Origin of the sequence: Flavobacterium sp. GCM10022190, from assembly GCF_042656445.1 — a bacterium.
Taxonomy (GTDB): domain Bacteria; phylum Bacteroidota; class Bacteroidia; order Flavobacteriales; family Flavobacteriaceae; genus Flavobacterium; species Flavobacterium nitratireducens.
In genome coordinates this window covers 80882-93475 of the sequence record NZ_JBHSOQ010000004.1, presented here as the reverse complement: position 1 = coordinate 93475, position 12594 = coordinate 80882, and the positions used below count along the sequence as shown (strand labels likewise).

The window sequence follows — 12594 nt, the reverse complement described above, 5'->3', positions numbered from 1 at the left end:
GTTATTTTAAAACAACACCGGTTCCATTCAATTCTGAATAATCAATTTTTCCATGAGCTATTTTTACTCCTTTGGCAATATCTTCCGATAAAAGTAAAGCCCCATCCATATCTACGTAATCCAATTGAGGTAATAAATGGGCTATCGCTGAAATTCCAACTGATGATTCCGTCATGCAGCCGACCATCGTTTTTAATCCTAGTCTTTTGGCTTGTTCAATCATTCTGCGTGCTGGAGTTAATCCGCCACATTTTACTAGTTTGATGTTGATGCCATGAAAATGGTTGTAGCATTTGGCAACATCTTGTTCTACAATACAGCTTTCATCTGCAATTATAGGAAGCACCGAATGTTTGTAAATGAATTCATGACCTGCCCAATCATCCGCTTTTAAGGGTTGTTCTAGGAATTCAACGCCTAATTTTTTTAGTTCGATGGCGTTGTTTAGCGTTTCTTCAATTCCCCAGCCACAATTTGCATCAATTCTAAAAACAGCATTAGTATGTGCTCTTAAAGCTTTGACAATTTCGATATCATTACTCGTTCCTAATTTGATTTTATAGATAGGCCAAGGCAGTTCTTTCATTTTGGACACCATCTTGTCTATCGTATCAATCCCAATGGTATAGTTAGTCAAAGGGTTTCTTTCGATATTATAGTGCCAAAGTTCATGTAGTTTTTTTCCTTGTTGACGTGCATACAAATCGTTGTAAGCCATATCTAATGCACAAAGAGCAAACATATTATGTTTAAGCTGTGGATACATTTTTGCCCAGAAATCTTCAGGTGTTTCATCAATTGTTGATTCGATGAGTATTTGTACTGCTTCTAAATCCTGTTTCATCATGGGTACAGTGATATTGTAATAAGGATTTGAAGTTGCTTCGCCATATCCTGAGAATCCACCACTTTTTAATTGTACTATTAAAGAGGGTTGGGTATCTATTGATTCTCTAGAGATTGTGAATGTGTGCTTTAGTTGTAGCTCGTATTCTCTAATAATCAATTCCATAATAGTCTGGTTTTATTATAAAATTAAGCTTTAAAAACGAATAATTTTTGCCCGATATGAAGAATTTTTAAATTCTGATTTTTTGAACCACATTTTGCTTAAATGATAAAAAAGTATAGTCGGAAAAACAAATAGTTTAAAAAGAGGGTTTTTACAATGTGGTTTACTATCGACGAATAGCAAAAAATGATGATTTTTGTCCTTTTTTAAGTGGTTTTAAAATGCGATTTTTAAATCAAAACCGTTGATTTTGAGTATTTGATTGGTTTTTTATCATAAAAAATGATATTTTAGCTAAAATTATTTATGATATGAGTACTAGCGTAGAAAAAAAGAAATTGCTTTTAGAAATGATTGCTTATGCGACAATCGATGGTCAACTGAGTAAAAAAAGCTATGATTTTTTATTTTTAATTGCTAATGAATTAAATTTCGAGAAAGGAGTTTTTTTAGACCTTTTTGGAGAAGAATTACCTGTTTTATCGGATAATTTGAAACTTACAAGAATTAAACAATTTTATCAATTATTGCTCTTTTTTCAGAATGATGGTATTTTGCACAAACAAGATCCAGAATTAATTATTCATATAGCAATAAGTATGGGACTAGATATTGAAGCGATCAAAATTCTAGTCAAAAAAGTGAAAAACATGCCTAATTCTGTTATTCCTGACGATGTTTTGTGGAATATGTTTTACGCAGATTATGAATATTAAGGCAGTTGTTCTTGTAATTTTTTAACTTCGTCTCTCAATTTAGCGGCTTGGATAAAGTCAAGTTCTTTTGCGGCCTTTTCCATTGCTTTACGCTTTTCGCGAATGCGTTTTTCAATTTCCTCTTTCGATAAATATTCTGTAACTGCTTCCGCTGCTGAATTTATTGTTTGTCCCATTTCATATTCAATTGAAGGGCTTTTGGTAAAAGCACTATCAATTTTTTTATTTAAAGCTTGAGGGACAATATTGTTAGCCGTGTTAAAATTGATTTGTTTTGTTCTTCGATAATTGGTCTCGTCGATTGTTTTTTGCATACTCTCGGTAATTTTATCGGCATACATAATGGCTTTACCGTTTAAGTTTCTGGCGGCACGACCAATAGTTTGTGTTAAGGAACGATGCGAACGCAAAAAACCTTCTTTATCAGCATCTAAAATAGCAACAAGAGAAACTTCCGGTAAATCTAAACCTTCACGTAACAAGTTTACTCCAATCAATACATCAAATAGACCTTTTCGCAAATCTTGCATGATTTCAATACGCTCTAAAGTATCTACATCTGAGTGAATGTAACGACAACGAATGCTTACTTTTGCTAAGTATTTTGCTAATTCTTCTGCCATTCTTTTAGTTAAAGTAGTAACTAAAACACGTTCGTCTAATTCGCAACGTTGTTGGATTTCCTCAATTAAATCATCAATTTGATTCAAACTAGGACGTATTTCGATAACAGGATCAACTAAACCTGTTGGACGAATGACTTGTTCAACGACCACACCACCTGATTTTTGTAATTCATAATCCGCTGGAGTTGCTGAGACATAAATGACTTGGTTTTGCATGGCTTCAAATTCCTCAAATTTTAATGGTCGGTTGTCCATGGCTGCAGGAAGTCTAAAACCGTACTCAACTAAGTTTTCTTTGCGGCTTCTGTCGCCTCCGTACATGGCGTGAACTTGTGAAAGTGTTACGTGACTCTCGTCAACAACCATTAAATAATCTTTTGGGAAATAATCCAATAAACAGAAAGGACGCGTTCCTGCTTCACGGCCATCAAGGTAGCGCGAATAGTTTTCGATACCAGAACAATAACCTAATTCCCGAATCATTTCTAAATCGAAATTGGTACGTTCTTCCAATCGTTTTGCTTCGAGATGCTTGCCTATTTCCTTGAAATAATCGACTTGTTTGACTAAATCTTGTTGGATTTGCCAAATCGCATTTTGCAATACATCGGGCGAAGTCACAAACATATTGGCAGGATAAATCGTCAACTTATCAAATCGTTCTATGACTTTAGAAGTTTTAATATCAAAACTTTCGATTTCTTCAATTTCATCGCCAAAAAAGTGAATGCGATAGGCGTCATCGGCATAACTAGGGAAAACTTCCACAGTATCGCCTTTAATTCTGAAATTTCCAGGATTAAAGTCGGCTTCCGTTCTAGAGTACAAACTCTGCACTAAAGAGTGTAATAATTTAGTTCGAGAGATTTCTTGATCTCTTTCGATAGCGATCACATTTTTTTGAAATTCTACTGGGTTTCCAATACCATATAAACAAGAAACAGAAGCAACCACAATAATGTCTCTTCGTCCTGAAAGTAGGGAAGAAGTAGTGCTCAATCGCATTTTTTCTAACTCTTCATTGATAGATAAGTCTTTCTCAATATAGACTCCTGTAACAGGAATAAAAGCTTCCGGCTGGTAATAATCGTAATAAGAAACAAAATATTCTACTGCATTATTAGGGAAAAACTGCTTGAATTCCGAATACAATTGAGCTGCTAAGGTTTTGTTGTGTGCCAAAACTAAGGTAGGGCGTTGTACTTCCTGAATCACATTAGCCACCGTAAACGTTTTACCAGAACCTGTAACTCCTAGTAGCGTTTGAAATTGTTCACCATCAACGATGCCTTGTGCTAATTTTTCGATTGCTAGAGGTTGATCTCCTTTTGGTTGGTAATCCGATACGACTTGGAATTTCATTTGTTTTTTGTTGCAAAGTTGGAAGTTGCAAAGGTACAAAGTTTATCGGCAATGTACGTAATTAGATTTAGTTTCAAAAGTATTCAAGCTTTTAAAAAATTAGAAATTTGTGGTCCTAAATTATTTTACTTGAGATAGTTATTTAATATTGCCATTTTTTGGCTTTGCTTAAAAATTGATTTACTTTTAGAAGGATAGAAGTTTTTGAATCGAAATTGAGTTATTCTATTTTTTCTTCTTCAAAAGGAATATTGTTGTCTTTACAATAATTTTCTATTTCCGAATCTTTTTCAAAAAATGAATCACAAAAGTCAATAAATTCTTTTCGCGTAGCTTTTAAATATTTTTCAGGAGCATTTAATGTTATTTCTGTTTGAGAAATGAATTTTTCAAAATCAGGATTTATTTCACACAATTTATCGATAGTTTTGAAATCAAGTTCTTTGTATTTTGAAATAAAGAGAATTTTGCTTTCATATGGATTTGCTTTTAATTCTATTATGCCTATTCCAAATGACTGGCTTAATCTTTCCATTTCAGATATTAAATTCTTGCTAATTTCAAAAGCAACTAAATATCCGTAATTAGCCCAACTTGAATTTGATACAGCTTGAAAATAACATTTCTTTAATTCATAGTCAGATTTAATTTCTTTTTTAATTTCATATGAAATTAAGTCAAAGGCATCATCTTTATTAATAATTTTCATTAAAGCATTACTAGCTTTGTTTTGAAGATTTAGAAAGCTAATTCCAATCATATCTGGATGAATCCATTTTTGATAATCATCTTTACTATTAGACGATTTTTCATGAAAAATAGTTTTACAGTAAATGTTTTGGCTATTTAAATAGCTACTTAGTAATTTATGAAGATGTCTTTCTTGATAAGTTTTGGAAGTTTTAATTTGTATATTTTGAATTGAACTATCAGAATTTAAAATATGAGAAACATTAATTTGTTTTTCATATTTAGAAGAATAGTATTCATATCCTTTTTTACCTTTTATCCTTTTGATACGAGTGTCATTATGTCTTATGAATCGTCCAAGTTGAGCAGAAACAGTATCAGCGGGAGTTTTTGCATTTGTCCAATCAATATATTTTTTTTCGTTTATTTTATCTAGAACTTCAAGATAAGTTAATGTGCCATTATAATTATCTAAAACAGTAATTAATGCTTCTTTGATTGTCATAGGATTGATTTGAAATTCTTAGAAATATTTTATTAGTAAAAAAATATTGTAGCTAATATATGTTTTTTGTATGACCTAAGAAAAATAATCTTAAAATCTCGGTTGCTTTATTTCAAATTCCCAATCTTGTTGTTGGTTTTCAGTCAGGAAAGACCAAGCAAGAATACGACTGGTTTTTTGGCCTTGAGCCATATCTATAGTTCGTATTTGAGCCGCATTGACTTTGTTTAGTGTTTTATATAAACTTTTCAAATGGGATTGTTTGGATACCAGTGTAGTAAACCACAAGCATTGCATTGGGTAACGGGCACTTTCAAAAATCATTTGTGTAACAAACCCTAACTCACCACCTTCACACCATAATTCATGATTTTGTCCGCCAAAGTTCAAAACGGCTTTAGTCTGTTTTTGACCTTTTAAATTACTTACTTTTCTTAGGCTTCCTTCGTTTGCTTCTTCTGCCGATTTGTGAAAAGGTGGATTGCATATCGTGAATGCAAATCGATCTTCGGGAGTAATGATATTTTTAAAAATATAACGCGGTTCGAGTTGCAATTGCAAACTAATGGCATCTATTAAATGGGGATTGGCTTCGATAATTTTTGCGCAGTTTTCTAATGCTTTTTCGTCAATATCGGTTCCTACAAAACTCCATTCATAGACCGAATTCCCGATGATTGGGTAGATACAGTTTGCTCCAGTGCCAATATCCAAACCCTCGATTTCCATACCTGTTGGTATTTCACCATTATTACTTTCTGCAAGCAAATCAGCAATGTAATGGATGTAATCGGCTCTGCCGGGAATAGGAGGACAAAGATAATTTTTAGGAATGTCCCAGTCTTTAATGTTGTAATGACTTATTAACAGTGCTTTATTTAAGCATTTTACGGCACTAGGATTGCTGAAATCAATACTTTCAATTTGATACTCATTAGTAAAAACATAGTTTTTTAATTCTGGGCAAACCGGAATAAGTTGCTTGAAATCATAACGAGAACGGTGTAAATTGCGTGGATGTAAGTTTGATTTTTCAGTAATTGCAGTCATTTTAGGAGCGCTTAAATTTTGCGCAAAATTAAGCTTTTAATTTGGTAATGACTAATACTTAGTTCTTTGATTTTGAATTTGATAAGGGTTTTTGAGTAGAATTTTGAAAAAAAATAAAAATTGAATCGATTTCGATATTCAGGATCACTTTTGGGAATATTATATATACAATTAATCCATGCATTCCATCAGAAGTAAATCGCCTTCTTGATGTTCAATAATGACCAAACCATCTTGAGCAACATGATTACTGCTTCCAGTGCGATAACCTATAGTGAGGCTATCATCTTTGAGAGGGTAGAATAAATTTTCGGAATGTATACCTGTAACATGGCCTATCGGAATTAACGAAATCGGAGTATTTGCAGTATACCATTTTTCAAATCTTCGAGGTAAAAGAAAAACTTTTGAATGATCGTCAAGAATTACAATTTTTAGTTTTTCTCTGTAACGGACAATATTGGTTAGGTTAGTTATAGTATGATCAGCCCTTTTTCCAGTTGCCCAAACTACATTAACCGCAGGAATATTTCTTTCGTACAAATAATCGAAAGCTTTTTCCAAGTCGGTTTTATCTTGGTCAGGTGTGTGGACTATTTCTATAGGATATTGCTTTTCTTTATAGTAGTTTGGATCGAAATCTCTGTCAAAATCGCCTAGTAAAACATCTACTTTGATATCGAGTTCCATGACACGTTCCATAGCAGAGTCGAGCACGATTACAAGTGGAGACCATTCCAATAACTGACCTAATAATTCAGGGTTACAGGCCGCACCATTGGCAATAATTAGAGCAGGTTCTTGATCGTCGCGAACTATATGATGTGATGACAAAGGATTTAGGATTTAATATGGCTAATTTTAGAAAGCAAAGATAGTTATAGTTTTGCGTTCCTATTTATTTTTTTAGAGTTAATTTAACAAGAAGAATTTATCTACAGATTAAATTTTTCTTTTTCAAATCATTGAATAGTATAGGTTCTAGCGTCTGTTTCTCCCAAAGTAAAATAACCCAGAGGGAAATTATTAGGATTACTTATATTTTTGATATTTCCTCTAACAGTGGTCGGTGGGGTTTGGAATGGACCACCTGAATTGGTTCCAGTATTGCCAATTAAGATATTCATGTAATTGTAATATTGTTTAGATATCCCCATGTGTAGCAATTCTACGACATCCCCAGTTTTTAAATCGTCATTACTTGAATTACTGAAAAATTCATTACCCTGAAAGTAGATGTCTTCATCGACACTGTAGCTTATGGTTGCTTCATTAGTGTATTTATAACGATATAAATAGTAATTATTTACGTTTTCCGGGTCGTTAAAGTAGGCTTTAACCTCAATATCTTTTCCTGTAATTCCGCCTTCGTTATTTTGTTCAACGCGAGTTATAGGTGTTAAGGACTGAAAAATTTCTGTTCCTGTATAGGTTTCACCTTTGTAAACAATAGTAAGGGTATATGTATCTCCAATTTTTGGAACAAAATTCGAACAGGAATACTCTCCTGTATTTGGAATTTCAACAAAATTAAAAGTAGTGTTTGTGCTGTTTTTTATGGAAATTTGGGCTCCACTTACCACTGGAATTTCAGTGTCATAATATCCTGTAGTGGTGGTTAATTTTATTTTTTGGGTATTTCCGGTAGTCCCTTTTGCCCATACAATGGTTGCTTCGATAACTAATCGGGGTGCTGCGGTGTCTAATTTTAAATCGACAACTTCTTCGCAACTACTTAGAATAGCGCTTACAAGAATTAATAATGGAAATAATATCTTTTTCATTTGTTGATTTTTTAGAAATTAGAATTTAAAATTATAACTAACCGCAGGTACTATTCCAAAAATGGATGTTTTAACGGCTTCGTTAATGCCGGTATCTGTGTTTTGTCTAAACGTCATTGATGCCGCATTCTGGCGATTGTATAAATTGTAAATACTAAAAACCCATTCGCCTTTCCAGTTTCTGTTTTTGTTTTTATAAGGTGTTAAGGTCGCTGAAATGTCCAAGTGATGATAGGCAGGTAAACGATTTCTATTTCGGAAACCATAATTTGGTACATCTACACCTGCATAGTTGTATTTGCCATCTGGGTAAGTTGCAGGTTGCCCAGATTGTAAGATGAAATTAGCTCCAAAATCCCATTTTTCATTCAAGTGATATGCGGTAGTAATGGCTAAATTGTGTGTTTTGTCGTAGGCCGAACTATACCATTTGCCGTAATTAATCCCTATTTCTTCGGGAGTTCTTCCAGGGGTTTGTTGTTCTGATCGAGATAGGGTATAGGAAAGCCATCCATTTAATCGCCCTTCATTTTTCTTAAGCATCAATTCCAATCCATAGGAGCGCATTTTTCCATTGAGAACGACTTGTTCGATAGCCTTATTAGCAATTAAAATGGCACCGTCAATATAGTCAAGGCGGTTTTGAATTTTTTTATAAAAACTTTCAATTTCTATCGAATAATCGCCATTTTTAATGTTTTTAAAGTAACCTATAGCTACTTGATCAGCAATTTGTGGTTTGATGTAGTCATCACTTGGCATCCAAACATCCAATGGAGTGGGAGAGGAAGTGTTAGATACTAATTGTAAATATTGAACCATACGATTGTAACTGGTTTTTACAGCTTCATTATCGTTGATTTGATAGGAAATTGCCATACGAGGCTCTAGGTAATTGTAACTTTGGATGGTTTTGTTTTTACCATAGAATTTACTGCCTGTAGGTGTCGCTTTTTCATAAATTTGAAAATCAGGATTAAAAACTACAGGATTGTTGTTCTCGTATAAATTAATAGTCGAATTTCCTAAACGATAAAACAAGCTATAACGTAAACCATAAGCAACACTGAATTTATTGTTTAATTTATTTTCGGCTTCAATATATACGGCGGGTTCAAAGGCGTATTTTTTGTCTAATTGGTCCGCATTAATTCCTGATTCTGGGCTAGAAGGTTTAATTGTTCCAGGATTAAATTCATAGTAAATTCCGTTTGTCCCATAATTTAATTTAAAGTCATCCGAAATATAGTTTTTAAAATCGTATTTGATGTTGTAGTTTTTAATTCCAGATTTCCAGTTAAAGCCTACGAAATCTAAATCCAAACCATAGTAGTAATCGCTGTAAATAAGGGAAAGATTTGAAAATAATTTATCAGAATACAGATGATTCCATCGCAAATTGAGCGTGGTGTTACCGTAAGTGTTGCTGAAACTTTTATTAATGGCAAAAACATCACGACCAAAATAACCCGATAAATAAAGGTTGTTGTTGTCGTTTATTTTATAATTTAATTTGGTATTTAAATCATAAAAGTAAGCCGAGTTGTTTTTTTGATCTTCCGAAAGTTTTAAGAATAAATGGGCATAAGATGATCTTCCTCCAATTAAGAAAGAGCCTTTGTCTTTAACGATTGGACCTTCGGCAAGTATACGGCTTGAAATTAAACCAATTCCACCATTCACGTGGAAATCTTTACTATTTCCATCTTTTTGATAAATATCCAAAACGGAAGAAGCTCTTCCTCCAAAGCGAGCTGGAATTCCTCCTTTATATAATTTTAGATCCTTGATAGCATCGGGATTGAAGACCGAGAAAAAACCAAAAACATGCGAAGAATTATAAATTGTAGCTTCGTCAAGTAGAATTAAATTCTGGTCTGCACCGCCACCGCGAACATTAAATCCTGAAGCGCCTTCACCAGCATTTGTTACTCCTGGTAAAAGTAAAATGGATTTGATTACATCAACTTCGCCAAGAACAACTGGCATTTTTTTGATTGAGGAAATAGAGAGTTTGTTCACACTCATTTCGGGTGTTCTAATATTAGCTCTGCCTTGATTGTTGGTTATGACTACTTCTTCAAGTTGCTCGCTATTTTCAGTAAGTGCCCAATTTAACTTGTTGCTTTTTGTAATAATGATGTCTTTTGTAATGTTTTGATAACCAATGTAACTGATGTTGATTTTTTGAGTTCCCGAAGGAACACTTATAGAATAAAAACCATATTCATTGGTTGTGGTTCCAATTTTTAACTCTGGAAAATAAATAGAGACACCAATTAAGGTTTCGTTGTTTTTAGAATCTGTGATAATACCGCTTAGGGTGATTTTTTGCTTAACCGATTCTGTATCGTTTTGCCCAAAAAAGTGGAAACAAATCAATAGTGCTGAAAATAGAAAACTAATTTTTTTTGTAATCATTTTTTGAAGTTTGAATTACAAATTTCAATCATTATACTAGAAAAGACAAGAGGAAAACTGTTAATTATTGATTAATATTGAGGGTTAATTTAGATATTAGATTTTTGTCTAAAAGCGGTGTTTTTTAATGTTTTAAATAAAAAAAAGACAACCCTTTCGAGTTGTCTTTAGTTTGTTTATGAATAAATAAAATTAAGCTAATACAGAAATTTTATCTAAAATTGTATTGAAAGTAGTGCTTGGACGCATTGCTTTGCTTACTAAAGCAGGATTTGGTTGGTAGTAACCACCAATTTCCTGAGCTTTACCTTGAGCACCAATTAATTCAGCATCAATTGCGGCTTCGTTTTCAGTCAATTCTTTCGCAATTGGAGTAAAAATAGCTTTCAGTTCAGCATCTTTATCTTGAGCAGCTAAAGCTTGAGCCCAGTATAAAGCTAAGTAGAAGTGAGAACCACGGTTGTCAATTTGACCTACTTTTCTAGCTGGAGATTTATCGTTTTTCAAGAAAGCATCGTTAGCTTGATCTAAAGTTTCAGAAAGAACGATTGCTTTTTCATTATTTAAAGTTTGTCCTAAGTGCTCTAATGAAGCGCCTAGAGCTAAAAATTCTCCTAATGAATCCCAACGTAAATAACCTTCAGTAATGAATTGCTCAACGTGTTTTGGAGCTGAACCACCTGCACCTGTTTCAAACAATCCTCCTCCGTTCATTAATGGAACGATAGATAGCATTTTAGCAGAAGTTCCAACCTCTAAGATTGGGAATAAATCTGTTAAGTAATCACGTAATACGTTTCCAGTTACAGAGATAGTATCTAAACCTTTGATGATTCTCTCTAGAGTAAACTCAGTTGCAGCAACTGGGTTTAAAATACGAATATCCAATCCTGTTGTGTCGTGATCTTTTAGGTATGTGTTTACTTTTTCGATTAATTGTCTGTCGTGTGCTCTGTTTTCGTCTAACCAGAAAACAGCAGGAGTGTTCGATAAACGAGCTCTATTTACAGCTAGTTTTACCCAGTCTTGAATAGGAGCATCTTTTGCCTGACACATTCTGAAAATGTCATTAGCTTCAACGGCTTGTTCCATCAATACGTTTCCGTTAACATCTACTACACGAACAACTCCGTTAGCCGACATTTGGAATGTTTTATCATGAGATCCGTATTCTTCTGCTTTTTGAGCCATCAAACCTACGTTTGGAACAGATCCCATTGTTGTTGGATCAAAAGCACCGTGTTTTTTACAAAAATCGATTGTGGCTGTATATACTCCAGCGTAAGAACGGTCTGGAATGATTGCAATAGTATCATGTAGTTTTCCTTCTTTGTTCCACATTTGACCAGAAGTACGAATCATTGCTGGCATAGAAGCGTCAACGATTACATCTGAAGGAACGTGAAGGTTAGTAATTCCTTTGTCTGAATTTACCATTGCAAGAGCTGGTCCGTTTTCAATTGCTTGATTGATGGCAGCTTCAACTTCTGCTTGTTGTGGGTGACCTGCAATTTTTGCATAAACATCACCTAAACCATTTTTAGTGTTTACGCCAAGTTCTGCAAATAAAGTAGCGTATTTTTCGAATACGTCTTTAAAGTAAACTTCAACGATGGCTCCAAAGATGATTGGGTCAGAAACCTTCATCATAGTAGCTTTTAAGTGAACAGAAAGTAAAACGCCTTGTTCTTTTGCTTCAGCAATTGTTTTAGCAACAAAAGATTTTAAAGCGTTTAAGTGCATTACTGAGCTATCGATAATTTCACCAGCTTTCAATGGAGTACTAGCTTTAAGTACAGTTGTTGTGCCGTCTTGTCCAACAAATTCGATTTTTACATCAGTTGCATCAGCTACAGTAAGTGATTGCTCACTTCCGTAAAAATCTCCACCTTCCATAGAAGCTACTGCTGTTTTTGATTCAGCAGACCAAGCGCCCATTGAGTGTGGATTCGCTTTTGCATAATTTTTAACCGCTTTCGGAGCTCTACGATCAGAGTTTCCTTCACGTAAAACTGGGTTTACTGCAGAACCTAATACTTTTGCGTATTTAGCTTTAATAGCTGCTTCAGCGTCATTTTGTGGTGTTTCTGGGTAGTCAGGAACGTTATAGCCATGAGCCTGTAATTCAGCAATAGCTCCTTTTAATTGAGGAACAGATGCAGAAACGTTTGGTAATTTAATAATGTTTGCTTCTGGAGCAGTAGCTAATTTTCCTAATTCCGTTAATGAATCTTTTACTCTTTGCTCCTCAGTTAAAAACTCAGGGAAATTAGCAAGGATACGAGCTGCAACTGAAATGTCTTCAGTTTCAATTTCGATGCCTGCTGTAGCTGTAAAAGCTTGTACAATTGGTAAAAACGAATAAGTAGCTAACAAAGGTGCTTCGTCAGTTAATGTGTAAACAATCTTTGATTTTTGTGTCATTTTT

General features: G+C 33.9%; 9 protein-coding genes. 1 reads left to right on the top strand and 8 read right to left on the bottom strand.

What is annotated here, in order from left to right; all coding sequences use genetic code 11:
- Nucleotide 1: 1 nt before the first annotated feature.
- The gene (locus tag ACFPTQ_RS13590) at nucleotides 2-1012 is read right to left on the bottom strand and encodes a dipeptide epimerase (RefSeq protein ID WP_379778083.1); all 1011 of its coding nucleotides are present in this window, start codon (nucleotides 1010-1012) and stop codon (nucleotides 2-4) included.
- 311 nt (nucleotides 1013-1323) lie between these two features.
- On the opposite strand from ACFPTQ_RS13590, the gene ACFPTQ_RS13585 reads away from it, so the two are divergent.
- On the top strand, nucleotides 1324-1728 hold the full coding sequence (locus tag ACFPTQ_RS13585; protein ID WP_379778081.1) for an excinuclease ABC subunit B: 405 nt from the start codon (nucleotides 1324-1326) through the stop codon (nucleotides 1726-1728).
- Here ACFPTQ_RS13585 and uvrB read toward each other — a convergent pair.
- The 7 genes from uvrB to ACFPTQ_RS13550 form a co-directional block, all read right to left on the bottom strand.
- Nucleotides 1725-3716: an excinuclease ABC subunit UvrB gene (gene uvrB, locus ACFPTQ_RS13580; protein ID WP_379778080.1), complete on the bottom strand. Its 1992-nt coding sequence runs from the start codon at nucleotides 3714-3716 to the stop codon at nucleotides 1725-1727. The two genes, ACFPTQ_RS13585 and uvrB, sit on opposite strands and share 4 nt — an antisense overlap.
- 220 nt (nucleotides 3717-3936) lie before the next feature.
- On the bottom strand, nucleotides 3937-4911 hold the full coding sequence (locus ACFPTQ_RS13575; protein WP_379778078.1) for an HTH domain-containing protein: 975 nt from the start codon (nucleotides 4909-4911) through the stop codon (nucleotides 3937-3939).
- 90 nt (nucleotides 4912-5001) lie between these two features.
- Nucleotides 5002-5961, bottom strand: a complete 960-nt coding sequence (gene rlmF / locus ACFPTQ_RS13570) for a 23S rRNA (adenine(1618)-N(6))-methyltransferase RlmF (RefSeq protein WP_379778076.1) — start codon at nucleotides 5959-5961, stop codon at nucleotides 5002-5004.
- 171 nt (nucleotides 5962-6132) lie between these two features.
- On the bottom strand, nucleotides 6133-6795 hold the full coding sequence (locus tag ACFPTQ_RS13565; protein ID WP_278036170.1) for a thiamine diphosphokinase: 663 nt from the start codon (nucleotides 6793-6795) through the stop codon (nucleotides 6133-6135).
- 128 nt (nucleotides 6796-6923) lie between these two features.
- Nucleotides 6924-7745, bottom strand: a complete 822-nt coding sequence (locus ACFPTQ_RS13560) for a DUF4249 domain-containing protein (RefSeq protein WP_379778074.1) — start codon at nucleotides 7743-7745, stop codon at nucleotides 6924-6926.
- 18 nt (nucleotides 7746-7763) lie between these two features.
- On the bottom strand, nucleotides 7764-10166 hold the full coding sequence (locus tag ACFPTQ_RS13555; RefSeq protein WP_379778072.1) for a TonB-dependent receptor: 2403 nt from the start codon (nucleotides 10164-10166) through the stop codon (nucleotides 7764-7766).
- 192 nt (nucleotides 10167-10358) lie between these two features.
- Complete coding sequence (locus ACFPTQ_RS13550; RefSeq protein ID WP_379778070.1) at nucleotides 10359-12590, bottom strand: NADP-dependent isocitrate dehydrogenase; 2232 nt, start codon at nucleotides 12588-12590, stop codon at nucleotides 10359-10361.
- Nucleotides 12591-12594 lie beyond the last annotated feature (4 nt).

Coding starts and splice junctions, on each gene's coding strand:
- ACFPTQ_RS13590 (WP_379778083.1), bottom strand. CDS start 1,012: ATGGAATTGATTATTAGAGAATACGAGCTACAACTAAAGCACACATTC.
- ACFPTQ_RS13585 (WP_379778081.1), top strand. CDS start 1,324: ATGAGTACTAGCGTAGAAAAAAAGAAATTGCTTTTAGAAATGATTGCT.
- uvrB (WP_379778080.1), bottom strand. CDS start 3,716: ATGAAATTCCAAGTCGTATCGGATTACCAACCAAAAGGAGATCAACCT.
- ACFPTQ_RS13575 (WP_379778078.1), bottom strand. CDS start 4,911: ATGACAATCAAAGAAGCATTAATTACTGTTTTAGATAATTATAATGGC.
- rlmF (WP_379778076.1), bottom strand. CDS start 5,961: ATGACTGCAATTACTGAAAAATCAAACTTACATCCACGCAATTTACAC.
- ACFPTQ_RS13560 (WP_379778074.1), bottom strand. CDS start 7,745: ATGAAAAAGATATTATTTCCATTATTAATTCTTGTAAGCGCTATTCTA.
- ACFPTQ_RS13555 (WP_379778072.1), bottom strand. CDS start 10,166: ATGATTACAAAAAAAATTAGTTTTCTATTTTCAGCACTATTGATTTGT.
- ACFPTQ_RS13550 (WP_379778070.1), bottom strand. CDS start 12,590: ATGACACAAAAATCAAAGATTGTTTACACATTAACTGACGAAGCACCT.